Raw genomic sequence first — 24,325 nt, forward strand, 5'->3', positions numbered from 1 at the left:
CGGCCCGCGGGGCGTCGCGCGGCGGAATCCTACGGCGCCCCGCATGCGGCCGCGCGGGGCGGTGGGACCGTGTCGTCGTCCGGACGTACGGTCTCATCGCCCCGCGCGGACCAGCGGCTCCCGAACCGGATCTCGGGCACGGATCGCGCCTGCCGGGTCGTGCGGTGCCGGCTGTACCGGTCCCGCCGGTACAGCCGTCGGTGGTGCCCTGGTCCCGGCGTGCCGTGGGACTGCGGCTCAGTGGGCCACGACGCGCGCCATGGAACCGTGGCGCGGCTGCATCGGAACACCGCGGGCGGGTTCCGGTGCGGGCCTTGGTCCGGCGCCCGGGGCCGGGCTCCGGCGCGGCTGTGCGACCGCGCCGTTCTGGACGTCCATCACGGCGTGCGCCACGAGACCGCCCATGGGGTCGTGCCTGATCAGGTCCCGCAGCCGGGAGCGGGACGAGCGTCCCTCGTTGCCCGGATACAGGTGCTTGCCCAGGCCGACCGCGTGGGCCAGTGCGGCGAGCGCCGCGGTCCGCGGGTCCGGCGGCACACCGGTGCGGATCGCGGAATCCAGCCGCGACCTGATCTCCCGGCTGATGGCGGTGTCCGTCGCCTGGTACCGGGTCGTCGGCAGCACCCCGCACATCTGGCCCGGCACGGCGTGGACCATGCCGCACCGCTCCAGATGCGAGAGATAGGTCTGGCGCAGCCCTAGACGCGGCCCGCCGATCCAATGGACGGCCCGTACCGGAGCGCCGCGCCTGCGCAGCAACTCCAACGCGCTGTCCAGAGTTGGATCTCCAGTCGGCCGTGGTGCCACCACGGCGATACGATCCCCGTCTGGGGCTATCCGTCCGGCCAGCGCCAGCTCCACTAGCTGTGCTCCGGCCAGACCCAGGTCGAGCGACTGCGGCTGCGCAGTGGTACCCGTGGTCGGGTCCAATGCCAGCAGCAGAAGCTCCTCCGGAATTGTTCTGCGGCTCCTGCCCATCCATGCCTCCCCGCGTGGATGAATGACAGGGTGACCCCTCTCACATTGGTCTGTCGAGGGTGCGTGACCGGAATGTAGTGGAACCAGTAGGTATGTCGTTCTCGTCTAGCGCATGGGTCAATCCCTCACACAGGACACTGGTACATGGTTCGGACAGCCGTGCTCGGGCGGCGGTTCACGGTTCGGCAAGGCGCGCGAGTGGGTGCGTGGCGCAACGAGGAGGCATCGGTGGCGGGCGAGTCCCCCGACAGGTCGAAGCAGCACGAGTCGTCGCAGGAACCGACGTCGGGGAGCGGGGCGACGGTTCCGGGGCCGGCGGGGGCCGGAGGCGACCCCCGGCTCGCGCGGTCCGGTGACACGTCGCGGGTCGACCAGGCGACGGCGGTTTTCTCCACGCGGGGGCTGCGCGGCTCCGCCGGAACGGCCCTGGAAGAGGCCGCTACGGCGCCCGCGGCCGCCGAGGAGGACGTGGAGGCCCCCGATTCCGGGGACGAGGCCGGGAACGGCTCCTCCGGCCGCGGGACCGTCCTTCGTGGGGACGGCGGGGCGAGCGACACGCGGCGGCGTGCTTCCCTGGCCTCCTGGGTGCGGACGGCTGACGACCACGGGACCGGGACCGGGGACGCGGCGGACGAGGCCGGTCCCGAAGCCGGGACGGAGACGTCCGAGGACCGTTCGGGCGATGCGGAGGAGCGGGCCGCGAAGAAGCCGGCGGCGGCCGGGGCGGTGAAGGACGGGCCGTCCGCCGACGTCGTGGAGACGCCCGCGGAACCCGAGGAGCCCGGGAAGCCGGAAGCCGACGGCGCCGCCGAGGCGGAGCCGGAGGACGCGTCGGAGGACGAGCGCGAGGACGCGTCCGCGGCTGACGCGGCGCCCGAGGCCGACGCCGGGACCGAGGAAGCCCCCGAGACCGAGGCCGGGACCGAGGGCGACGATGACGCCGACGGGGACGCCTCCGAACCGGCCGGGACCGAGGACGCCTTCGAACCGGACGATGACGCCGACGAGGACGCCGTGGACCAGCCCACCGCCGTCTTCAAGACCACGCGCCGGCCCGCGGTGGACCAGCCGACGACGATGCTCAAGCTGGGTGACGTGAAGCCGTCGGGCAAGGCCGCGGGCAGGTCCGCGGACGGGCCGTCGGGGGAGCCCGAGGACGAGCCCGCGGACAAGGCGCCCGAGAAGTCCGGGGAGTCCTCCGGTGCGCAGGAGAAGTCCGCGGGGGAGTCGGGCGGTGCGGGGGCCGGGAAGCCCGCGGTGGACCAGCCGACGACGATGCTCAAGCTGGGTGACGTGAAGCCGTCGGGCAGGGCGGCGGGCAGGTCCGCGGACGGGCCGTCGGGGGAGCCCGAGGACGAGCCCGCGGACAAGGCGCCCGAGAAGTCCGGGGAGTCCTCCGGTGCGCAGGAGAAGTCCGCGGGGGAGTCGGGTGGTGCGGGGGCCGGGAAGCCCGCGGTGGACCAGCCGACGACGATGCTCAAGCTGAGTGACGCGAAGCCGTCGGGCAGGGCGGCGGGCAGGTCCGCGGACAAGCCTGCCGCCAAGGCCCCGGCGCCGTCCGACGCCGAACGCACCAGCAGGTTCGTCCCGCTCAGGTCGCCGGACGACGTCGCGTCCCCCATGAGCCCGGCGGAGGCGACCACCGCCCTGCCCCAGGTCGGACCCGAGCGCACCGCGCAGCAGCCGCTTCCGCCGAAGCCGCCGCTGGACCTGCTCGCCGAGCTGACGAACACTCCGCCGCCGCCGGAGACCCCGGTGCGCACGGTCCTGCGGCGGATCAAGATCTGGACGCCGCTCGTCGTGCTGCTGGTGATCATCTTTGCGGTCGTGCAGGCGGTCCGCCCGCTGCCCGCGGCCTCTCTCGCGCTGACCGCCGACGACACCTACACCTTCGGCGGCGGCACGCTCGACCTGCCCTGGCCGGGCCAGGGCCAGTCGGCGATCGCGGTCGACGGCGTCGGCACGATCGGCACGGAGGGCACGCAGAGCCCGAAGCCGATCGCGAGCGTCGCGAAGATCATGACGGCGTACGTCACCCTCCAGGAGCACCCGCTCAAGGGGAACGACGGCGGCCCCACGATCACCGCCGACCAGCAGGCCGAGGACGAGTCGAAGAACGAGGACGAGTCGACGGCCGCCATGAAGAAGGGCCAGAAGTTCAGCGAGCGGCAGATGCTGCAGATGCTGATGATCCCCTCCGGGAACAACGCGGCACGGCTGCTGGCCCGTTGGGACTCCGACAACAAGACCTTCGTCGGGAAGATGAACGCCGCCGCCGAGAAGCTCGGCATGACGAAGACGACGTACACCGACCCGAGCGGCCTGGAGAAGACGACCGTCAGCACCGCCGTCGACCAGCTGAAGCTGGCCCGGGCGGTCATGCAGAACGAGGTGTTCCGCTCCGTCGTCGGCATGGCCAAGGCGGACATCCCCGGCCTCGACCAGCCGATCTACAACAACAACGACCTGCTGGTGAAGCAGGTCGGTGTGATCGGCCTGAAGACCGGTTCGTCGACCCCGGCCGGTGGAAACCTCGTGTGGGCGGCGACCAAGGTCGTCGACGGGGAGACGCAGACGATCTACGGAGCCGTCCTCAACCAGGACGCCCACACGGGCCGGGTCTGGGACAGCCTCCAGTTGGCGCTCGACAACAGCCAGAAGCTGATCGACAAGGTCCAGCAGAGCCTGGCCACCGCGACGGTGGTCAAGAAGGGCGAGGCCGTCGGCTATGTGGACGACCAGCTCGGCGGGCGGACCCCGGTGGTCGCCACGAAGAACATGAAGGCCATCGGCTGGCCGGGGCTGAAGACCGGCATCTCCATCGCGGGCAACGGCAAGCCGGTCCCGCACGAGGCGAAGGCCGGCACGGTCGTCGGCGAGCTGAAGGTCGGCGACGGATCCAACCGCGCGGTGACGATCCCGGTCGCCCTGCAGAAGGACCTCGCGGAACCGGGCTACGGCGCGAAGTTCACCCGAATGGGCTGAGCCGCCGTACCGGCCGCCGGAACGACGCCGCGCACCCCGCCGAGGGAGCCCCCACCCGGGATCCTCTCGGCGGGGTGCGTGCTAGCGTCGCGAGATCGGGGCAGACCGTGAGCCGCACGACCTGACCCGGCACGGACACCGGAGAGAACCCCGACGGAACGGTGACGTAACTCTTGCGGACGCCCGGACGCGGGGGGAGAACGGAACCGGGGCGGACGAGAACGGAAAACGGGACACGGGGAGTACCTTCAGGTGGCCACAGCGGAGCCGAAGCACGCCGACGACGCCGATCCGGGTCGTCATGCGGGTGGGTCAGCGAGCCCGCGAATACCGCTGAGCGCGTCCACCGCCGGCGGGACGCCGCCCCGGGCCGTCCCACCGCCTCCGGGCGGTGCCCGGCCCCCGGCCGCGGAGTCGGCGCCCGAAGCCGCGGGCGCGGGCCCCGAGTCGGCGTCGGGCCTGCGCCCCCTGCTCACCCGGGTGAGGTCGTCGCGCGCGGCGGACCTGGCCCGCCGGCACGCGGTCCTCACGATCACCGCCCTCGCGGGAGTGCTCCACCTCGCCTGGTTCTTCACGTTCGCGAACAGCGGCGGCGACCTCGCCGCACAGGACGCCTGGGCGGAGTTCGTGGGCCGCCACCCCGACTCGGCGTACAACCTCGCCTGGTACGGGGGCATGCACCCGGTGTCGTACAGCGTGGTGTCGCCGTATCTGATGTCGGTCCTCGGCGTGCGGACGACGATGATGGTCGCGGGGACGATCTCGGCGGGGCTGCTGACCCTGATCCTCATCCGCAGCCGTGCGGTCCGGGAGCCGTGGGGCCCGGCCCTGGCCGGGGTGTTCGCCCTGCTGTGCAACGCCATCTCGGGACGGGTGACCTTCGGCCTGGGCACGATGTTCGCGCTGGGCGCCACGGCGTGCGTCTTCTGCTGGCCGCACCGCTGGCGTCACAAGCGCTGGGCGAAGGCGCTGTGCGCGGCGCCGCTGGCCGCGCTGGCCACGGCCTCCTCACCGGTGGCGGGCCTGTTCGTCGGTCTGGTGGCGGTGGCGCTGTTCCTGCAGAGACGCCGCCCGGGGGCATGGGCCCTCGGCCTGGCGCCGACCGTTGTGGTGGCCCTCTCCGCCTGGCTGTTCCCCTTCTCCGGCACGCAGCCGATGACGTGGGCCTCGGCGCTCCTGCCGTTCGTGTACGCGGTCCTGGTCGCCCTCCTGGTCCCGAGGGAGTGGAGGACGGTTCGGATCACGGCGGCGGTGTACGCGCTGTCCGTGCTCCTCGTCTGGCTGATCAGCTCCCAGATCGGCTCGAACATCACCCGGCTGGCGATGCTGTTCGCGGGTGTGGCGCTGGTGGCGGCCCTGCCGTTCGCCGTTCCGCGCAGCCGGAAGTGGTACGCCCTCGTGATCGCGTCCGCCGGCTTCGTCGTCTGGATCGGGGCCAAGACGGTCGACGACATCGTCCACACGACCCCGGCGGCGTCCTGGGCACGCGAGCTCGCGCCACTGGTGAACCAGCTCCAGGTGGCGGGCGCCGAGCGGGGCCGGGTGGAGGTGGTCCCCGCGCGCTCGCACCGCGAGGCGTCGGCGCTCGCCCCGTACGTGAACCTGGCGCGCGGCTGGAACCGGCAGGCCGACATGGAGCGCAACCCGCTCTTCTACGACGACACGCTCAACTCCGCCAACTACCACGCATGGCTCCAGCGCTGGGCGGTGCACTACGTCGTGCTGCCGAAGGGGGAGCCCGACGGGGACGGCGGCGAACGCGAACGGGAGCTCGTCCAGCGGGGCATGCCGTATCTGAAACAGGTCTGGGGCGACGCCAACTGGCAGCTGTTCGCGGTGACCGACCCCACTCCGCTGGCGGACCCGCCGGCGGTCGTCGACCGCGCGGAGCAGGGTGAGCTGACGATCGAGGTGAAGACGGCGGGCCGGGTGCTCATCCGCATTCCGTACTCGCCCTGGCTGGGCCTGGTCGACGCGGACGGCAAGAGCGTCAAGCCGCCGCAGGAGACGGAGGAGTCCAAGCACCGGGCTCCGGGCATGCCGAAGACGTACGACAACGTCCACGGCTGTCTGATGGAGACCGCCGAGGACGCGGCGGGCGACAAGTGGACGGAACTCGTCGCCCCCGGCTCCGGCGTCTACCGCCTGGCCGCGCCGTACCAGCTGCCGCGGGGCACCCCGTGTCCGGAGGAGCTGCGGTAGCGGCCGTCCGTCGCGACCGCGGGCCCTCGTGCCGCCGCGACGGCCTACCGCGCGGCGGCGCCCCTGACCGGGAACGCGACGTCACACACCGGGTCCTGCGGCCCCGCCGCGTCCCAGTCCGCGAAATACACCTCGCGGCAGGGCCCTGCGTACTCCAGTCCCTGCTCCGCGACCCAGGCCTCGACCGCCTCGAACGCCGCGAGGATCTGCGGGTGCGCGACCTGCGCCTTGGTGATGCGGGTGCTTGCGAGCCGCCGGGCGGGCTCGACCCGCACCGCGGTCTCCCATGTCCGGCCCCGCTCCTCCGCCCACGCACGGGCCGCCGCCTCGTCGGCCACCGGTACGCACGCCTCGGCGGGTCCGTCGCTCTCCTGGGAGACCTCCGCGTGGTAGACGACGAACGGTGCACCGGCCACCCCGCCGCACGCCCGTGCTGCCTCCTCCAGCCGCCCCAACGAGGCGCCGATCCAGGCCGGCAGCTCGTCCGCCAGCGTGTGCCGCTTCTCGGTGATCACCACCTGCGCCGGCACGTCCACCGTCTCGACCACGAACTTCCCGTACATCTCGGAGCTCCTCCCCGACAGTCGTCCACGGAGGAAATCGGCGAGGGTGCGCTGTCCGGCGATCCGCTCCTCGACACCGGCCCAGTAGCCGGCGAGCAGCTCGGACGCCCGGCCGCCGTCCGACTCGCGCGCCGCCACCACATCGGCGACCTGCGCGAGGGGCATGTCGAGCCGGCGCAGCAGCGCCACCGTCCGGGCGCGTTCGACCTGGTCGGCCCGGTAGTAGCGGTAGCCGCTGGCCTCGTCGACGTACGTGGGCGTCAGCAGTCCCAGCCGGTCGTAGAGCCGCAGCGCCTTCGCCGACAGCCGTGACCGCGCGGCGAAGGCGCCGATCGTGAGCAGTTCGTCCTTCACCCTGTCATCCTCCGTCACCGGACGCCTGCCGCCCGGTGACGAGGACGCTCCACCCTGTCCCTGGGGCAGGGTCAACCGCGCGGGGAACGCGGTCAGACGATCGCCTTCTCCACCGCCGCCACGACCTCGACGGACTCCGGCTCCGTCTTCGGCGCGAAGCGGGCCGCGATCCGGCCGTCCTTGCCGATCAGGAACTTCTCGAAGTTCCAGCGGATGTCGCCGGTGTGGCCCTCGGCGTCCGCGTGGCCGACCAGGCGCTCGTACAGCGCGTGCCGCCCGTCGCCGTTCACCTCGACCTTCTCGGTCATCGGGAAGGTCACGCCGTACGTCGCCGAGCAGAACTCCGCGATCTCCTCGGCGCTTCCGGGCTCCTGCCCGAGGAACTGGTTGCACGGCACCCCGAGCACGGTGAAGCCCATCGGCGCGAACCGCTCCTGCAGCCGCTCCAGGCCCGCGTACTGCGGGGTCAGCCCGCACTTGGAGGCCACGTTCACCACGAGGACGGCCTTGCCCGCGTACTGGGAGAGGTTCGCGGAGCCGCCCTGGAGGGCATCGATCTCCACGTCGAGGACGGAGCCGCCGGAACCGCTGAAGTTGTCTGTAGTCATGAAGCGGATGCTAACTCCGCGTCGTGACGAGCCCGTCAGCCCCGCTGTGCTGTGACGAGCACCTCACCCGCGGCCGTACGGGAGTAGAGCACCGACCGGCCGGCCCGTCGCCGATCCACCAGACGTGCGTCGAGCAGCACCTTGAGGTGGCGCCCGACCGTGCCGAGCCCCTGTCCGGTCACGGCGACCAGCTGGCTGGTGCTCATCGGCGAGTCGAGCAGGACGAGGACCCCGGCCCTGGCGGGCCCGAGCAGGGTGCCGAGGCTCTCCGGCACCTCCGTACGCGCTCCCTGCGCCAGCACGCCCGCACACGGGTAGACGACGGCATAGCGGTCGGTCCCCTCCCAGGACACCCAGCCGGTCTGCGGGGTGACGGGTACGAAGAGCAGCTCGGCACCGGAGATCTCGCGCGGCGGGTACTCGTGCAGATTGACCTGGAGCCGGTTGCCGCCGAGCCAGCGCGTCCGTCCGGGCCGCAGGGTGTCCACCGCGGCCGCCCAGCCGCCCCGGCCGAACTGCGCGGTGCGGGCGACCACGTCGGCCTCCAGGATGCGCCGCCGCCGGTCCCAGTAGGGGCGTACGGTCCGCGTCCACACATGGGTCAGGAGTTCCGCGGCGCGTTCCGGCAGGTCGTCGCGGTCCAGCCGGGCGGGGAGCGGGCCGCGCAGGGAGATGGTGAGATGGGCGCGGGCCGCGGCGGGGGAGGCCGCGCGCACCCGGGCGACGCCCTCCTCGAAGCTCTCCTGCTGCCTCGGGGTGGGGGTGAGGAAGTCCGCGATCCATTCCCGGCCCAGGCCGCTGTGCACCAGCAGCGCCGTGACGGGGTCGTCGGCCAGCAGCCGCCGGTAGGCGGGCAGATGGGCGTCCAGCCAGGCTCTCTCGCCGGGGTGGGAGGCCGCGCCTGCGTGCAGCAGCTTCAGGCTCGCGAAGGTCTCGGCGAGCGGCGACACCACGAACCGGCTGCCGGCGAGGGTGTCGGCGTTGAGGTACCAGAGGCTCATGGGGCCCGTGCCCTCCCGATGTTTCGCGTGTACGCGAAACATTAACGACCGTGCACGGGCGCTGCCCAGACTCCGCGCATGCGCAGCTACTCCGACCTCTTCCGCGCCCGGGAGTTCACCCCGCTCTTCCTGTCCACCTCACTTCTGACGGCCGCCTCGACCGTCGGCGGTCTGGCCCTCGGCACCCTGGTGTACCGCGCCACCGCTTCTCCCCTGCTGTCGGCCGTGAGCATGTTCGGCCCACAGCTGGCCCAGGTCGTGGGCGCGACGACCCTGCTGTCGGCGGCGGACCGGCTGCCCCCGCGGGCCACCCTGGCCGGCATCGCGTGTGTGTTCGCGGTGGGTACGGCGGCGATGGCGGCGCCCGGTCTGCCCGTCGGCGCGGTGTTCGCGCTGGTCCTGCTTCTCGGCCTGGTCCAGTCGCTCGGCGGCGGGGTCCGCTGGGGGCTGCTGAACGAGATCCTGTCCAAGGACGGCTATCTGCTGGGCCGTTCGCTCTTCAACATGATGAGCGGGCTCATGCAGATCGCCGGATATGCGACCGGCGGCGTCCTGGTGGCCGTCCTGTCCCCCCGCACGACCCTGCTGACCGCGGCGGCGCTGTACCTGGCGGCGGCCGCGGGAATCCGCCTGGGCCTGAGCCGCCGCGTCCCGCGGACCGCCGGCCGTCCCTCGGTCGCCCGGACCTGGCGCACCAACGCACTGCTGTGGTCGTCGCCGCCGCGCCGGAGGATCTATCTGCTGCTGTGGATCCCCAACGGCCTGGTCGTCGGCTGCGAGTCGCTGTACGTCGCCTACGCACCCGAGCGCGCCGGTGTGCTGTTCGCGTGCGCGGCGTTCGGGATGTTCGTGGGGGACGTGACCATGGGCCGTCTCCTGCCGCCCGCCGTGCGGCGCCGCCTCGGCGTTCCGTTGCTGCTGCTTCTGGCGACGCCCTACCTGCTGTTCGTGCTCCACCCCGCGCTGCCGGTCGCGGCGGTCTGTGTGACGGTGGCCTCCGCCGGCTTCGGCGCGAGCCTCGTCCAGCAGGAGCGGCTGATGGAGCTGACGCCGGACGCGCTCGCCGGGCACGCCCTCGGTCTGCACTCGGCGGGCATGCTCACGATGCAGGGCGTCAGCGCGGCGCTGGCCGGAGCGGTGGCCCAACTCGGTTCGCCGGGACCCGCGATGACCGTGATGGCGGCGGCGTCGGTCCTGGTGACGCTGGCGGTCTCGTCCCGGGGCCGGCAGTCGCGCGACGGCCTTCTCGTGCCCGCCGCCGCGGGTGCGAAGAGCGGGCAGTGAGGCCGCACTGCGGGATGCCGGGCTCGCTCCCGCTCCCCGGCGAGGGGCTCCGGTCCCGGACCACGAAGGTCCGGGACCGGGCCGTCCGTGGTGTCACGCCTCGTTGCCGTGCGCCTCGTCCGCGGGCGACGGGAAGACCGCGGTCGACAGCCGCGGGTCCGCGGGCGGCTGCACCTGCGGGGCCTGCGGAGTCTTGGCGGTGTCTGCCCGGGGCGCCGGCGCCTCCTCGGACCCGAACGCGCGCGCCGCCCGGTCGAAGTACCGCAGCAGCTCCACCGGGAAGGGCATCACCAGCGTCGAGTTCTTCTCCGCGGCGACCTCCACGACCGTCTGCAGGAGCCGGAGCTGCATGGCCTCCGGAGTGTCCGACATGATGCGCGAGGCGTTGGCCAGCTGCTGGGCCGCCTGGAACTCGCCGTCGGCGGTGATGACCCGGGCCCGCCGCTCGCGCTCGGCCTCGGCCTGCCGCGACATGGAGCGCTTCAGGGACTCGGGCAGCTGGACGTCCTTGATCTCGACGCGGTCGATGTGGATGCCCCACCCGGCGGCCGGGCTGTCGATCATCAGAGCGAGGCCTTCGTGCAGCCGCTCACGGTCGGACAGCAGATCGTCGAGGTCGCTCTTGCCGATGATGGACCGGAGCGAGGACTGGGCGACCTGGCCGACCGCGAAGACGTAGTCCTGGACCTCGATCGCGGCCTTCACGGGTTCGATCACCCGGAAGTAGACGACCGCGTCGACCTTGACCGAGACGTTGTCCTTGGTGATGCCCTCCTGAGTGGGTACCGGCATGGTCACCACCTGCACGTTCACCTTGCGCATCCGGTCGGCGAACGGGATCAGGAACGTGATGCCCGGCTGCCTGTGGTGCGACTGTGCCTTCCCCCAGCGGAACACGACCCCGCGCTCGACCTGGTTGACCACCCGCATTCCGCTGCGCAGCACGAGCAGAACCAGCACGACCACCAGGACGACCGCCACGACGGTGCCTTCCATGGCACTTCACTTCCCTTACAGGGTTTCGAAGAGTGACACCCAAGTGGACATCGCGGACCGGAGGGCCGGATGCGGCCGAAGCGTCACGAGTTCGTCAAGAAACGGGGCCCGGCGCGCCACCCACCTGGAGCCTCCGTGCCCCCGCGTCATTCGGAATTTCATCAACACCGCGGTGTCCCCGAGCAGGGTGACGGCATGACATCGCGCAACCCGCAGTACCGAAGGGGGTCCCCATGACCGAAGTGGAGCCGGTGGCCGACGAGTTGGCCACAGGTGCGGCGGCCGGCCTCACGGACAGGGGCCATGGAGCGGTCTGCGGCCTCTGCACCGCGCTGAAGGAGGCGGTCCGCCGACGGCTGGGCGGAAGCCATGAAAACGGCTGCGGGGTACGGGTGCTGGACGCGTACAAGACGGATCCCGATGTGTGGCGGACCCGGCTCGTCCAGGTCCTGACGGCGTCCGGCGCGAAGGTGGACGAGGAGATCCTCGCGGCTGCCCGCGCGGTGCCGCGCGCGGAGCGTCGCAGCGGCCCCGTCGACGTGGTCGCCCGTGACGCCGGGGGAGCGCTGATCGAGGTCGGCACACAACGCAGCGGCGCCGGCTGACGACAGGAGCCGGGAGCGGCCGTCCGCCACGACCCGGCGGCGCCCGGGGACACATGCCCCCGGCTGTATCGCCCGGGGGCACCTCTCCCCGATCCACGCGGTGGCCTCGGCCTCCGGCGGGACGGCGCGGCATGCCGCCGACCGACTTGTCGACTCCCCCGAATGTCGACGAGTCGGCCGGCCGCAACCAGACGATCGCAGCGGGGGGTTGGTCGATCAAGGCCGAAGTAGTACACAATCCATGAGCCGGGCTCATCGATGCGAGGAGCAAGGTAGTGGATCTGACGGAGATCGAGACCTTCCTGGCACTGGCGCAGGAGCTGCACTTCGGCCGCACCGCGGAACGCATGGGACTGTCCCAGTCCCGCGTCAGCCAGCTGATCCGGTCCCTGGAACGGCACATCGGCGCACCGCTGTTCACCCGCACCAGCCGCCGGGTCGAGCTGACCCCGCTGGGCGAGCACACCCGGCGGACACTCGGCGCGGCGTACACGGACCTCCGCAGGAGCTACGACGAGGCCTGTGCCATCGCGCAGGGCATGGTCGGCACCCTGCGGGTGGGCTTCCTCGGCTGCCTCAACGGGCCGCCCCTGACGGACACGGTCGTCGTCTTCGGCCGCCGCCACCCGGCCTGCGACGTCGTGGTGACCGAGGTGGCCTGGCGTGACCCCTACTCACCGCTGCGCAATGGCGAGGTCGACGTGCTGCTGACCCTGCTTCCGACGGACGAGCCGGACCTCCAGGTGGGACCCGTCCTGGTGTCCCACGGGCGTGTGCTGGCCGTCGGCCTCGACCATCCGCTGGGGGAGCGGGAGTCCGTCGACATCGAGGACCTCGCGGGCTGGGTCCTGCTCGACGGCCCCGCCGAACTGCCGGAGGCCCTGCGGCACGGCTTCTGCCCGCCGTTCACCCCGACCGGCAGGCCCCTGCGCCGCGGGAGGGGCGGCAGCACCTACCAGGAGGCGCTGCACCACGTCGCCACCGGAGAGACGGTGTGGACGACCCATGAGGGACTGTTCCGCGCATACCGGCACCCCGGCGTCGTACACCGCCCGCTCAGTGGTCTGCCCCGGGCCAACGGCGCCCTCGTCTGGCGCGCGGACACCGAGAACGCGAAGGTCCGCGCGTTCACGTCCCTGGCAGCCCGGACGGTCTGCGACCGGGTGCCCTCCCCGGCACGACGGCCCGCATGACACGGCGGGCGCCCCGGTGGCCACGAGGGCGCACCCCGCGCCCCGGTCCGCTGCGGCCGTCGCGATCACGGGTCTCGTGGGTTTGACGGCGCCGAAGGGATGGGGTGTGGTGGAGGTATCCCGTCCGAGGGACATGCCGTCCGGGGCCGCGGCCGGCGTTCCCGGCGTGGGGTGACCTGGTCGCACCCACCGGTCCGCGGACGGCACGCCACAGATGATGGGAACGCCCGTGGATCCCGCTACCACCACCCGGAGCGTCGTGGCCGGGCGGGTCCAGGCCGCCGACGGGTCGGCCTCGAGCGCCTGGGTCCGCCTGCTCGACCCGGCGGGCGAGTTCGTCGGCGAGGTGGCCACCTCACCGTCCGGCGAGTTCCGCTTCGACGTGCTCCCGGGGCACTGGGTGCTGCGGGCGCTCTCCCCGCTCGGAGTCACCGAGACACCGGTCGAGGCGGAGCCGGGCCGGACCGTCGAGACCGAGTTGCGTCTGTGCGAACTGCTCCCCGAACACCTGGAGATCATCCAGATCTCCACACTCAGCCTCGGCAACCGGAGCTACCTCGTCACGGACGGTACGGTCGCGGTCGCCGTCGACCCGCAGCGCGACGTGGAGCGGATCGTCGACATGCTGGACTCCCGCGGCCTGCGGCTCGGCATGGTCGTGGAGACCCATCTGCACAACGACTACGTGACCGGCGGCCTCGAACTGAGCCGCCGCTTCCGGGCCGGGTACGCGGTGCCCATCGGGCCGAGGCTGGGCTTCGACGCCGTCCGCGTCACCGACGGGGACCTGCTGGACGCCGGTGAGCTGCGGATCCGGGTGATCGCCACGCCCGGGCACACCGACCACCACGTCGCCTACGCGTTCGCGTCCGCCGACGGGGTGCCCCGGCTCGTGTGCACGGGAGGCTCCCTGCTGTACGGCACCACCGGACGCACCGACCTCATGGGCGGTGAGCGGACCGGGCCGCTGGTCCACCAGCAGTACCGCTCGGTGCGCCGCCTGGCCGAGCTGCTGCCGGACGACACGGTGGTGCTCCCGACCCACGGCTTCGGCAGCTTCTGCGCCGCGACCACGACGGGCGCGGTGCAGCGGTCCACCATCGGCCGGGAACGGCAGGTGAACCCCGTCTTCGACCAGGCCGAAGACGCCTTCGCCACGGCGACGCTGGCCGCCCTGGAGCCCTATCCCGCGTACTACCACCGCATGGCGGCGATCAACGCCGCCGGGCCGGTGCCGCCGGCCTCGCTCGCCCCGCCCCGGCCGGCGGAACCCGCCGAACTGGCCGACCGGATCGCGGCGGGCGAGTGGGTGGTGGACGTGCGCGCACGGGCCGACTTCGCCTCGGCCCACCTGCCGGGCACCGTCAACTTCGACGCCTCCGGGTCGCTCGCCACCTATATCGGCTGGCTGGTGCCGTTCGACTCGCCCCTCTCCCTGCTGGCCACCGACCGCAACCAACTGGAGGCCGTCCGGATCGAACTGCTGCGGATCGGCTTCGACCGCATCGCGGCCGCCGCCGTCGGAAGCCCCCTCGAATGGGCGGGGGCCCAATGGCTCGCCTCGTATCCGCGTGCCGACTTCGCGACCCTCGCCCGTGTCCGGACGGCACGACCCGTGGAGGTACTGGACGTCCGGGGCGGCCGTGAGTGGCGCTCCGGCCACCTCCCCGGCGCCCGCCACGTCCCGCTGCCCCAACTGCCCCACGCGCTCGCGTCCCTGCCGGACGCGGAGTACTGGGTGCACTGCCACAGCGGCTTCCGAGCCGCCGTCGCCGCCTCGCTGCTCGCCGCCGCAGGCCACCGGGTGGTACTCGTCGACGACAGCGCGGAGCACGCGGTGCCCGAGGCCCCGGAGCGGTAGCGGATCGAGCCCGGGCAGGCCGGCGGTCCCCACTCCGCCCGCGGAAGCCCGGTTCAGCCGGCCTCGGGCAGCAGGTGCGGTGCGTACCCTCCCACCGCTTCCAGCAGCTCCTTCTTCGACGGGTTCACCATCGGCCGCCCGGCCACGGTCACCGTGGGCACCGTCTCGTTCCCGTCCGCGACCGACCGGACGAACGCCGCGGCCACGGGGCCGCGCCGGAGCGGTACCGCATCATCACGCGGCAACCGGGCTCGGCGGGTGTGGCGATGCTCGGGTCGGAGGCCGGCTCGTCGGCGGGGGCGCCGGAGTCCGGCCGGTGCGTGCCTCGCCCGGACCTCAGGCGGCGGGCTCGTGGGCACTCCGGTTCCGGGAGGTGGCCTCGATGAGGCCGAGCAGCCGGTGCCGCTCCAAGGCGTGGTCGAAGCCCGGGACGGTACGGGTGCCGTCGCGGAGGTCGGCGGCGAACGCGGCGTAGACCTGCGCCACGTTGTGCGCCGGTCCCGTCAGCCCGCGGGGAACCGCGGCGAAGTAGCGGTCGGGGATCTCGATGGGCGCGACCGTCTCGTCGGATCCGCGACCGCCCTCCAGGCGCAGGTCCGCCACCTGCAGGTTGCCGTTGACGCCCGGGGCGGTCAGGACCAGATCGCCCTCGGTGCCGTTGATCTCCCAGCGCAGGTTGTCACCGCGGGAGTGGGCGCCGCGGTAGTAGACGGAGGCGGCGGCCCCTCCCCGCAGGGTGCCGGTCACGGACACCTGGTCGGGTGCGGTCACCGGGACGGTGATCCCCTCGTCGGTGATCCGGACCTCCGTACGTCCCCTGACGAGGTGGGCGAATACCTCGTCGAAGTCTCCGAGCGCGAAGTTCAGCGCCTCCAGAGCGTGCATGGCGGGGACCGTGAGGGTCGTCGTGCCGCTCGCCCGGTCGAAGATGTAGGCGTGGGCGCGGTCGGTCTCGCCGACCCAGGCGAGCCCCGAGCCGACCAGGGTGGTGCCGAGCACCTTGCCGACGTAGCCGTCCGCGACCAGGTCGCGGACATGGCGCACGGCGGGGGCGAACCGCGCCTGCAGACCGATCACCGTGCGGGCCCGTGCGGCCCGGGCGCGCTCCGCCAGGTCGGCGGCCTGCTCGAGGTCGACGCCGAGCGGCCACTCGCTGTAGACGGCCTTGCCCGCCGCCAGCGCCTCGGAGACCAGCATGTGGTGGTGGGCCACCTTCACCGACACGACCACCAGGTCCACCTCCGGGTGGGCGATCAGGTCGCGGTGGTTGTCGAAGCCCGACGGGACGCCGAACTCCTGGGCGGCCGCGTCCGCGGACGCGCGCCGGGTGGTGCTGATCGCCCGCAGGTCGTAGTCGGGCAGGGCCCTGAGGGCCGGTATGTGTCCCAGTGCGGCCCAGCCGCCGCGGCCGGCTCCGATGATGCCGACGCCGATCGTTGCCATGTGGTTCTCCTCGTGCGCTGTGGCAGTCCGCCTCTGGCCTCCGGTCCCCGCCCTGTGGCTTCTACAGTGGTAGGACGCGTGTGATGCGCTCCGGCACCGCCGACTGCTCTCGGTCGAGCCTCGTGCCGGCGGCGGATCCGGACAAGAGAGCACTTCGAAGTGCCCAGGTATCCCGGAGGGAACCGTGGCCGCGGCAACTGCAGAAGAACTCCGTACGGAAGCGGGACCCGACTCCCCGGGCTGCCGCGAGGAGGCCCGTCCGCTGATCCGCAGCGTGCTGGAGCGGATCGGCGACAAGTGGAGCGTGGTCGTCGTCTGCCAGTTGGGCGAGTCGACCTACCGGTTCAACGAGCTGCGGCGGCTGACCAGGCCCATCACACAGCGGATGCTGAGCGTGACGCTGCGCGGTCTCGAGCGGGACGGCCTGGTCAGTCGCACCGTGCACCCGACGGTTCCGCCCCAGGTCGACTACGCGCTGACCGAACGCGGCCGCTCGCTGCTCGGCGTCGTCCGTGACCTGGCCGGCTGGGCCGACGCCCATGCGCAGGAGATCGACGAGTCCCGGGCCGAGTACGACGGCCGGGAGGAGTGACCTCCCGGCCCTCGAACCCGGTGGACGGCGCGGGTCCGGTGCGGGCCTGCGCTGCCGAACAGGCCCCGGCGGCTCAGGAGTTCGCGCCGCCCGTGCTCGGTGCCGGTCCTATCGGTAGTCCTCCGGGTGGCCCTGCATCCAGTCGTTGATCCTGTCCCGGGTGACGATGAGCTGCTCCTGGTGCTTCTTGAGGTTCTCGAAGGAGCGGTCGCCGCCGAGTTCGGACCGCAGTGTCGCGATCCAGGCCAGGGGCTCCTTGAAGTGCGCGGGTCCCTGGGGGTCCGCCTTCATCGACGCGTCGAGGCTGTTGAGCTCGTCGAGCACCCGGCCGAGGAAGTACTCGCAGTTCCCCTGGGTCGTGCACCCGTCGTTGTAGGTGGCCTGGAGCCGGGCGAACACGTCGCGGACCTTCTCGACCCCCGGTGCCGGCTCCGTCGCGTCGGCGGCGGCCGGCTCGCCCGCGGCCGGCTCCTCGGCGGCGGGTGCCGACGCCGTCGTGCGGACGTCGTGGGAGGGCGACGTCCCGCCGCCGGATGCCGCGTCCGGGCTGCCGGAGCAGGCGAGCAACAGGGACGCCAGGGCCACGACGAGCGTGGCGGCGCCGAGGGTGTGCCGTGCGCGTGTGTCGATCATGCCGCTTAGGACTCCTCGGAGGGCGCGCCGGTTGCGGCGCCCGGCGCCGGACGCGCATCGGCGCCGATCCGCCCGGGGCCGGACCGCGCTACTTCCCGTCGGAGGAGGCGGCGTCCCGCAGCCGGGCCAGCACCACCGGATCGATCTTGCCGGAGACCAGGCGGTTCTCGAGGTTCTCCACCCCGGCCCACATGTCCAGCGAGGCGTAACCGCGCGCGGTGACCAGGCTCTGGACCTCCTCCTTCACCTCACCCGACAGGTCGAGCAGGGTGCCCGGGTCGGGCGTTCCGAACAGCAGCTCATGGACGTCCCGCAGGCGCCGCAGCTCCCCGACCGGGTCGGGGTGGTCGTCCACCCGGAGGTCGCAGGCGACATCGCTGCCACCGCCGTATCCGGCGCCCGGTGACACCACGTACAGGGCCGCGCTCTGGCGGCCCCGGCGGTCACCGCCCGCGGCGTCGCCCGCCGCCAGCACCGCGAGGAGCCGCCGGTCGAGCGCCTCCTGCGGCGACGACAGCCAGGCCGACTCCATGGCCTCGACCACCTCGGGGCCGGTGAGGATGTTGCCCTGGATCGCGTAGCCGTCTCCCGCCGTCCCGCCGGCCCAGTCCAGGCACTCCTCCCCGGTGTACGTCGCTCCTGGCCCCTCGGGTCCGACGATCCCCACCTGACGGTGGGCGCGTTCCCGGTCGGCGGCGACAAGGCCCGCCACCACGTCCGCGGGCTGCACGCCCGTACGCAGCAGGGCCAGTCCCTGGGGGAGATAGCGGAGGTTGGCCGCCGCCTGGGTGGCCATGGCCCCCGCCCCGGCCTCCGCGGCCGGAACCACGGCGCCGACCGCCAGGAACTTGCTCGCCACTGCGATGCCGAGGGCCCGGCCGGACCGGGCCACGATCGAGAACGTCATGGAGGAGGACCCTAGAGGGGCCGGGACACCGGCACCAGAAGCCGGGACGGACACGCACGCCGGCGGTGTGCGCGAGGGATGTGGCCGCCGTCGCCCTGGGGAGGGGGGTCGGCCGAGCGGCCCGAGTCGTGCGCGCCGTTGCGCCGGGGTGGCCGGTGGACGAAGCGGCGGGGTGCGGGCCGGGCGCGTTCAGGAGGTGCGGCGCAGCGGGGTGGCGTAGCGCTCGCCCCACTCCCGAAGGCCGCGGAGGACGGGCTCGAGGTCCTTGCCCGCGGTGGTGAGCAGGTACTCGTCGCGGGGCGGGCGCTCCGAGTACCGGCGGCGCTCTATGAGCCCGGCCTCCTCGAGCTTGCGCAGACGCAGCGTGAGGGTCTCGCGGGGTGCGCCGGTGTTGGTCCGGATGTCCTTGAACCGGTGCACGCCGAAACCCAGTTCGCGGAGCACGAGCAGGGTCCAGCGCTCGCCCACGACGTCGAGCGCGTCGGCGATGGAGCAGACCCGGGGCGCGCCCGGCTTTGTTGGTTCGCTGTCCCGACTCACCCTGCTACGGTAGCGCGGCGGTGAGTCCGAAAATCGAATCCACAGGGGTCCGTGCCGGGCGCGGACGAGGGACAGGGTGCGTATGACAACGCTGGACAGGTTTGCCGCGCTGGCCGCGAAGGAAAGCGGTCTGGTCGTCGTCTCGACGCTGCGGGCGGACGGTGCGATCCATGCGTCGGTGGTGAACGCGGGGCTGCTGCCGCACCCGCTCACCGGCGAGCAGGTGCTCGGGTTCGTCACCTACGGCAAGGTCAAACTGGCCAATCTGCGGGAGCGCCCCCGGACGACCGTGTCGGTCCGCTCCGGCTGGGACTGGGTCACCGTCGAGGGCACGGTCGCTCTTGTGGGGCCGGACGACCAGGTCTCCGGCGTCGACGGCGAGCGGCTGCGGCTGCTGCTGCGCGAGGTGTTCACGGCGGCCGGCGGCAGCCACGAGGACTGGGACGAGTACGACCGGGTCATGGCGGAGCAGCGGCGCACGGTCGTCCTGGTCACCCCGACCCGGATCTACGGCCGCTGACCGCCCGCGGTCCGCGCGCAGCCGGCCGGGCTCGCCCTGCGCCCTCCCGCCGGAGGTCCGAGCGCGAAGGGCGGCTGCCCGTGGGGCCGCGTCGGCCCCGCGGGGCCGGGGGATCGTCGGTCGTGCCGTCCCGGCGGTGCGGCCGACGCCGTTCCGGCCGGCGCCTCAGCTCGCGAAGATCGAACGGGCGGTGCTTCCCCGGTCGCCGTCGACACCGATGACCTGGCCGGTGACATAGCTGCCCGCCGGGGACGCGAGGAAGTGGATCAGGTTCGCGACCTCCTCCGCCTCGCCGATCCGGCCCAGCGGAACCGAGGTCACATACGTCCTGACGATGTCCTCGTTGCCGGTGATCGGCGCCGACATGTCCGAGCGGGTGACGGCGGGCCGCACCGCGTTCACCCGGACCGCGTGAGGCCCCCACTCGGCGGCCAGGGCCCGGGTGGCGTCCTCGATCGCGCCCTTGGAAGCGGCATGGACCATGGTCTGCGGTGTGCCGCGCTCGGCCGGCGCCGAGGAGACGTCGACGATCGCCCCGCCGCCCCGCTCGGCCATCACCCGTGCGAACCGCCCGGCCGGCGACAGCGGGGCCCGGACGTTCACCGTGTGCACACGGTCGGGAAGAGGTGTGCCGACGGGCGCGGACGACGGTGCGGTCGTGCCCCGGAACGCGGGCGCGGCGGCTTCGGTGCCACCGTTCATCGGCGGCATCGGCCGCCCGCCGGGCCGGAGCCTCAGTTGCTCGGCACATCTCCCTGGACGCGGGCCGCACGTCGGTCGGCCGCCGAAGGCCGCGTTGTCCCGGCGTGATCGGCGTGCGCCGCGCCCGTGCTCATTCCGCCGGGACGATACGGCCGTCCCGCAGCTCCAGGACGCGGTCGGCGACGGCCAGGAGCTGGGGGTCGTGGGTGGCCACGAGGGCGGTGACGGACTGGCTGTGGACGACCGCGCGCAGCAGTTCCATGACGGAGCGGCCGGTCTCCGCGTCGAGCTGCCCGGTCGGTTCGTCGGCGAGGAGGAGGGAGGGGCGGTTGGCGAGGGCGCGGGCGATGGCGACACGCTGCTGCTGGCCGCCGGACAACTCGCCGGGGCGCTGGGCGGCGTGGTCCTCGAGGCCGACCAGGCTGAGCAGCAGGGCGACGCGGTCCTCGCGTTCGCGGCGCTCGGTCTTGCGCAGGCGCAGCGGGACGCCGACGTTCTCCGCCGCGGTGAGGACGGGCAGCAGGCCGAAGGACTGGAAGACGAAGCCGATGTGGTCGCGGCGCAGGTCGAGCAGTTCCTTCTCGCCGAGGCCCACCAGTTCGGTCCCGGCGACGAGGACACTGCCGGAGTCCGGGCGGTCGAGCCCGCCGACCACGTTGAGCAGGGTGGTCTTGCCGGAACCGGAGCGGCCCTTGAGCGCGACGAGCTCTCCGCGCGGCACACCGAACGACACCTCGCGCAGGGCATGCACCGCGGTCTCCCCGCGGCCGTAGGTCCGCGTGACCTGGCGGACCGTCACCATGTCGCCGCCCGCTGGTGCCGGTTCGCCCCCCGCCGGGCCGTCGGCCTTGTCCAGCACCCGTTCGCTCATGGCGGTCAGCATAATCGCGCCCGTGGATCACCTGACAGACCCCTGGTGTCCAGGTACGTTGTGGCCCGTGTTCTCATGACCACAGGGACAAGGGGAGAACGGAACAGGCTTCGCCGGGGGCGGGGCCGGCTGCGTACCTCTGTGCAGGTGCGCGGGACGGTGGCGGGGTGAGTCTTGACGGGGTTCGTGTTGCTGCGCGTACGCGCGCACTGGCTGCTGCTGGGTGCTGCGCTGCTCTGCGTGGTGCTCACCACGTGCGTGATCGCCTCGCTCGCGGCGTTCAGCGGAGCGGTCGGGGATGTCGGACTGCGGCGTGCCCTGCAGGACCAGGGGGCGGCGCGCACCCTGGTCGAGGCCGACGCGGATGTCACCCCCGCCGACCGCGCCGAGCTGGACGCGGCCGTGCGCAGGACCGTTCCTGCCGCCTTCGACGGCATGCCGGTACGGGTGGCCGCGAGCATCCAGTCCGCTTCCTACGGTCTGCCGCGCGCCGTCGGCACCTCCCGTGACGCCGACCCCGATCTGACGCTGCTGGCCACCCTCGACCCCGCGCAGGTGACGATGACCGGCGGGGCCCGGCCCGGCCCGCCCGGGGCCGGGGGCCCGGTGCCCGTTGCCCTGCCCGAGCAGGCCGCCCATGAGCTGGGTCTGCACGCCGGGGACCGCGTCACGCTCAGCGACCGACGCGGCGGCCGGCCCCTGCACGTGCTGGTGACGGGCCTGTACCGGCCGGTCGACCGCACCGCCCTGTACTGGCGGCTCGACCCGCTGGGCGGCCGGGGTGTGCGGACGCTGTCGTTCACCACCTACGGCCCGATGCTCGCGGACCCCCGCGCCTTCACCTCCGGGAGCGTTCCGCCGGACCGCATGTACTGGCAGGCCCGCGCCGACTTCTCCACCATGAGCACGGCGCGCTTGGACCGTCTGCGGCACAGCGTGCAGCAGACGCTGCACGACCTGGACCGGGCGACCGGCGGATCCGTGAGAGCCCGCAGCGAGTTGCCGGATCTGCTGACGGACCTGCGCCGCACGCTCCTGGTGAGCCGGTCCACGGTGCTGATCAGCACGCTGCAGGTGGTGCTCCTGGCGGCCTTCGCGCTGCTCCTGGTGGCCGGACTGCTCGCCGGGGAACGGGCCGGCGAGACCGCGCAGCTGCGGGCCCGCGGCGCCTCCCGTCCACGGGTGGCGGGGCTCGCGGCAATAGAGGCCCTGCTGCTCGCGCTGCCCGCGGTCGTGGTGGCCCCCCTGCTCGCGGGACCGCTGCTGCGGTTGCTGGCCGGCCACGGCCCGCTGGCCCGTGCGCAGGTGCGGCTCGACGCCTCACCGGCCGGAACGTGGTCCGTGGCCGCGGTCACCGCGCTGGTCTGCGCGCTCGCCGTCGTGGGCCCGGCGCTGCGCCGCTCCGGCACGTACGTCGACGAGCGGAACACCGGCAGGCGCCGGGACGCGGTGCCCGGGATCGTGAAGGCCGGGGCCGACGTGGCGCTCGTCGTCGTCGCGGTACTGGCCTACTGGCAGCTGTCCCGCCGTGCTTCGGGCTCGGGGGTCCTGACGGTCGACACGGGTGGCGCCCTCGGTGTCGATCCGGTGCTGGTGGCCGCCCCGGCGCTCTGCCTCTGCGCGGGCGCGGTACTGGCCCTGCGGTTGCTGCCGTTCGCGGCCCGGCTCGGTGAGCGGCGGGCCGCCGGCACCCGCGGACTGACGGCCGCGCTCACCGGCTGGCAGCTCTCACGCCGGCCCGGGCGGGGAGCGGGCCCCGTGCTGCTGGTCGTGCTCTCCGTGGCGATGGGGGTGTTCGCGACCGGCGAGTACTCCAGTTGGGCGCGTTCCCAGCGCGACCAGGCCGACTTCGCGGTCGGCGCGGACCTCAGGGTCGTCGGTTCGTCCACCCCGCCCTTCGCCCAGGGCGGGGTCTACGACGGCATCCCCGGCATCGCGGCCGCCGCACCCGCCGTCCGCGCCGAGGTCTCGCTGCCCCGCGACCGCAACGCCACCGTGCTGGCCATGGACACCGAGGCCGCGGCCTCCGTGCTCGACTGGCGCGACGACCTGACGGACCGCTCACCGAGCCGGCTGCTCGGGCCCCTCCACTCCGGTGCGCAGGCGCAGGGCAGGACCGCGGGCTTCGTGCTGCCGGAGAACACCGGCCGGCTGAGGATCACCGCGCGCCTGGAGGTGCTCGGTCCGGCGGCCGGGTCGTCCCGGAGCAGCGTCGCCCCCGATTTCGTCGCCTTCGTCACGGACCGGTACGGCGTCCCGTACGCCTTCCCCCTGGGCACACTGCCCGCCGACGGCCGTCCGCACGTGCTGACGGCGGACCTCGCCGCCGAGTCGGGCCGGGCCGAGGGCGCGGCACCCGCCGGGCCGCTCCGGCTGACCGGCATCAACGCCGGCTACCGTCTGCCGCAACGCGGCGAGGAGCACCGGCTGACGGTCACCGGGCTCAGCGCCGTCCTGGCCGACGGGCGCGCACACGCCGTCCCGGTGCCCGCCGGTGCAACCTGGGGTGCCCGGGTGCTGACCTCCGCCTCGGGCGACTCCGACGGCGCCGCCCGGCAGCCCCGGGCCACGGCGGCGCCCTCCACCGCCGCGGCCCCGCTGTCCATCAGATACGGCACCGGGCAGGCGTCGCCGCAGGACCCCGTCGAACTCTCGAAAGGAGAGCTCGACCTGCGGGCCGACACGGCGGACGTCCCCCTGCCGGCCGCCCTCGCCACCGATGCCTTCCTGCGCGCCACCGGGACGCATGTGGGTCAGACGGCCGACATCAGCCTGGGCAACGCGACGTTGAGGGTCCGTGTCACCGCGGTCGTCAGGGCCCTGCCCACCGTCGTGCCGCCCGCCACCGACGACGGCGGTGCCCTGCTGCTCGACCTGCGCGCCGTGAACCGGGCCCTGGCGGACCACGGCGGGGTGGCACTGCAGCCCGGCGAGTGGTGGCTGGCCGCGGACCACGGCGCCGCTCCCCGTGCCGCGACGGCGCTGCGAAGCCGTGCCGATGCGGCCTCCGTGCTGGTCCGGGACGAGGAGCGGGACCGGCTCAAGGCCGACCCACTCGGTGCGGGCCCGCAGGCCGGACTCCCGGCGGCGGTGGTCGCCGCGGCCGTGCTGGCCGCGGTGGGCTGCGCGGTCGCGGCGGTCGGCGCGTACCGCGAACGTGCGGACGAACACGCGGTGCTGAGGGCTCTGGGCGCCTCCCGGCGCTCGCTGGCCCGTGGGGCCGCCGCCGAGCAGGGGCTCCTGCTGGCCGTCGCGGTCGCCGTCGGTGCGGGCCTCGGCGTACTGCTCACGCGGCTCGTCGTGCCGTTGATCGTCCTCACGGCGCAGGCGGAGCGCCCGCTTCCGGCCCTCCGCGTCGAACTGCCCGCGGGCCCCGTGGTGCAGATGCTGATCGCGGTGACGGCGGTACCGCTGCTCGTGGTCGTACTGACGGCGCTGCGATCCGGCGAACCGGCCCAGGCCCTGCGCCGCCAGGGAGGTGAATGAC

At 73.4% G+C, this 24,325-nt stretch carries 21 protein-coding genes; 9 read left to right on the forward strand and 12 right to left on the reverse strand.

Annotated features, from left to right (window positions below):
* Nucleotides 1-237: 237 nt before the first annotated feature.
* Nucleotides 238-978: a GOLPH3/VPS74 family protein gene (locus tag ACSHXN_RS23360; protein ID WP_355140454.1), complete on the reverse strand. Its 741-nt coding sequence runs from the start codon at nucleotides 976-978 to the stop codon at nucleotides 238-240.
* Between the two features lie 228 nt (nucleotides 979-1,206).
* On the opposite strand from ACSHXN_RS23360, the gene ACSHXN_RS23365 reads away from it, so the two are divergent.
* On the forward strand, nucleotides 1,207-3,963 hold the full coding sequence (locus ACSHXN_RS23365) for a serine hydrolase (protein ID WP_438303646.1): 2,757 nt from the start codon (nucleotides 1,207-1,209) through the stop codon (nucleotides 3,961-3,963).
* 252 nt (nucleotides 3,964-4,215) lie between these two features.
* Nucleotides 4,216-6,165 carry an MFS transporter gene (locus ACSHXN_RS23370; RefSeq protein ID WP_355140456.1) on the forward strand — a complete coding sequence of 650 codons (1,950 nt, stop codon included), beginning with the start codon at nucleotides 4,216-4,218 and terminating at the stop codon, nucleotides 6,163-6,165.
* A 44-nt stretch (nucleotides 6,166-6,209) separates the two neighbouring features.
* On the opposite strand, the gene ACSHXN_RS23375 is transcribed toward ACSHXN_RS23370, so the two are convergent.
* From ACSHXN_RS23375 to ACSHXN_RS23385, 3 genes are all read right to left on the reverse strand, one after another.
* A complete protein-coding gene (locus ACSHXN_RS23375; RefSeq protein ID WP_403841397.1) occupies nucleotides 6,210-7,082 on the reverse strand; it encodes a MerR family transcriptional regulator in 873 nt (290 codons plus the stop codon).
* Nucleotides 7,083-7,174: 92 nt separating this feature from the next.
* On the reverse strand, nucleotides 7,175-7,690 hold the full coding sequence (locus tag ACSHXN_RS23380; RefSeq protein ID WP_355140458.1) for a glutathione peroxidase: 516 nt from the start codon (nucleotides 7,688-7,690) through the stop codon (nucleotides 7,175-7,177).
* A 35-nt stretch (nucleotides 7,691-7,725) separates the two neighbouring features.
* Nucleotides 7,726-8,691, reverse strand: a complete 966-nt coding sequence (locus ACSHXN_RS23385) for an ArsR/SmtB family transcription factor (protein WP_355140459.1) — start codon at nucleotides 8,689-8,691, stop codon at nucleotides 7,726-7,728.
* A 78-nt stretch (nucleotides 8,692-8,769) separates the two neighbouring features.
* Between ACSHXN_RS23385 and ACSHXN_RS23390 the strand changes: the two genes are divergently transcribed.
* Entirely contained in the window at nucleotides 8,770-9,975 is a 1,206-nt protein-coding gene (locus ACSHXN_RS23390) for an MFS transporter (RefSeq protein ID WP_355140460.1), read from the forward strand.
* 93 nt (nucleotides 9,976-10,068) lie between these two features.
* Here ACSHXN_RS23390 and ACSHXN_RS23395 read toward each other — a convergent pair whose 3' ends face one another.
* Nucleotides 10,069-10,971: a slipin family protein gene (locus ACSHXN_RS23395; RefSeq protein WP_355140461.1), complete on the reverse strand. Its 903-nt coding sequence runs from the start codon at nucleotides 10,969-10,971 to the stop codon at nucleotides 10,069-10,071.
* 233 nt (nucleotides 10,972-11,204) lie between these two features.
* Between ACSHXN_RS23395 and ACSHXN_RS23400 the strand changes: the two genes are divergently transcribed.
* The 3 genes from ACSHXN_RS23400 (at nucleotide 11,205) to ACSHXN_RS23410 (ending at nucleotide 14,630) form a co-directional block, all read left to right on the forward strand.
* On the forward strand, nucleotides 11,205-11,576 hold the full coding sequence (locus tag ACSHXN_RS23400; RefSeq protein WP_355140462.1) for a hypothetical protein: 372 nt from the start codon (nucleotides 11,205-11,207) through the stop codon (nucleotides 11,574-11,576).
* Between the two features lie 275 nt (nucleotides 11,577-11,851).
* A complete protein-coding gene (locus ACSHXN_RS23405) occupies nucleotides 11,852-12,769 on the forward strand; it encodes a LysR family transcriptional regulator (protein WP_355140463.1) in 918 nt (305 codons plus the stop codon).
* Nucleotides 12,770-12,998: 229 nt separating this feature from the next.
* The gene (locus ACSHXN_RS23410; protein WP_356108373.1) at nucleotides 12,999-14,630 is read left to right on the forward strand and encodes a DUF1416 domain-containing protein; all 1,632 of its coding nucleotides are present in this window, start codon (nucleotides 12,999-13,001) and stop codon (nucleotides 14,628-14,630) included.
* 53 nt (nucleotides 14,631-14,683) lie between these two features.
* Here the strand turns inward: ACSHXN_RS23410 and ACSHXN_RS23415 are convergent, their stop codons facing one another.
* On the reverse strand, nucleotides 14,684-14,836 hold the full coding sequence (locus ACSHXN_RS23415) for a hypothetical protein (protein WP_356108370.1): 153 nt from the start codon (nucleotides 14,834-14,836) through the stop codon (nucleotides 14,684-14,686).
* 130 nt (nucleotides 14,837-14,966) lie between these two features.
* Nucleotides 14,967-16,073, reverse strand: coding sequence for a Gfo/Idh/MocA family protein (locus ACSHXN_RS23420; protein ID WP_356108368.1), 1,107 nt, complete (start codon nucleotides 16,071-16,073; stop codon nucleotides 14,967-14,969).
* Nucleotides 16,074-16,257: 184 nt separating this feature from the next.
* Here ACSHXN_RS23420 and ACSHXN_RS23425 point away from each other — a divergent pair, with 184 nt between their 5' ends.
* Nucleotides 16,258-16,665 (forward strand): winged helix-turn-helix transcriptional regulator, encoded by a 408-nt coding sequence (locus ACSHXN_RS23425; protein WP_355797472.1) that lies wholly within the window; start codon nucleotides 16,258-16,260, stop codon nucleotides 16,663-16,665.
* A 108-nt stretch (nucleotides 16,666-16,773) separates the two neighbouring features.
* Here the strand turns inward: ACSHXN_RS23425 and ACSHXN_RS23430 are convergent, their stop codons facing one another.
* From ACSHXN_RS23430 to ACSHXN_RS23440, 3 genes are all read right to left on the reverse strand, one after another.
* On the reverse strand, nucleotides 16,774-17,298 hold the full coding sequence (locus ACSHXN_RS23430; RefSeq protein WP_355140468.1) for a hypothetical protein: 525 nt from the start codon (nucleotides 17,296-17,298) through the stop codon (nucleotides 16,774-16,776).
* Between the two features lie 88 nt (nucleotides 17,299-17,386).
* Nucleotides 17,387-18,205: a DUF1028 domain-containing protein gene (locus ACSHXN_RS23435; protein ID WP_356108362.1), complete on the reverse strand. Its 819-nt coding sequence runs from the start codon at nucleotides 18,203-18,205 to the stop codon at nucleotides 17,387-17,389.
* A 189-nt stretch (nucleotides 18,206-18,394) separates the two neighbouring features.
* Nucleotides 18,395-18,745 (reverse strand): winged helix-turn-helix transcriptional regulator, encoded by a 351-nt coding sequence (locus ACSHXN_RS23440; protein WP_355140470.1) that lies wholly within the window; start codon nucleotides 18,743-18,745, stop codon nucleotides 18,395-18,397.
* 82 nt (nucleotides 18,746-18,827) lie between these two features.
* Here ACSHXN_RS23440 and ACSHXN_RS23445 point away from each other — a divergent pair, with 82 nt between their 5' ends.
* Nucleotides 18,828-19,265, forward strand: a complete 438-nt coding sequence (locus ACSHXN_RS23445) for a TIGR03618 family F420-dependent PPOX class oxidoreductase (RefSeq protein WP_356108359.1) — start codon at nucleotides 18,828-18,830, stop codon at nucleotides 19,263-19,265.
* Nucleotides 19,266-19,430: 165 nt separating this feature from the next.
* Here ACSHXN_RS23445 and ACSHXN_RS23450 read toward each other — a convergent pair whose 3' ends face one another.
* Both ACSHXN_RS23450 and ACSHXN_RS23455 read right to left on the reverse strand, forming a co-directional pair.
* Nucleotides 19,431-19,967: an SDR family NAD(P)-dependent oxidoreductase gene (locus tag ACSHXN_RS23450; protein ID WP_438303649.1), complete on the reverse strand. Its 537-nt coding sequence runs from the start codon at nucleotides 19,965-19,967 to the stop codon at nucleotides 19,431-19,433.
* A 130-nt stretch (nucleotides 19,968-20,097) separates the two neighbouring features.
* Complete coding sequence (locus ACSHXN_RS23455; RefSeq protein WP_438303650.1) at nucleotides 20,098-20,838, reverse strand: ABC transporter ATP-binding protein; 741 nt, start codon at nucleotides 20,836-20,838, stop codon at nucleotides 20,098-20,100.
* A gap of 174 nt (nucleotides 20,839-21,012) precedes the next feature.
* On the opposite strand from ACSHXN_RS23455, the gene ACSHXN_RS23460 reads away from it, so the two are divergent.
* A complete protein-coding gene (locus tag ACSHXN_RS23460) occupies nucleotides 21,013-24,324 on the forward strand; it encodes an FtsX-like permease family protein (protein WP_438303651.1) in 3,312 nt (1,103 codons plus the stop codon).
* Nucleotide 24,325 lies beyond the last annotated feature (1 nt).

The organism is Streptomyces sp. HUAS TT11, from assembly GCF_051553595.1.
GTDB lineage: Bacteria > Actinomycetota > Actinomycetes > Streptomycetales > Streptomycetaceae > Streptomyces.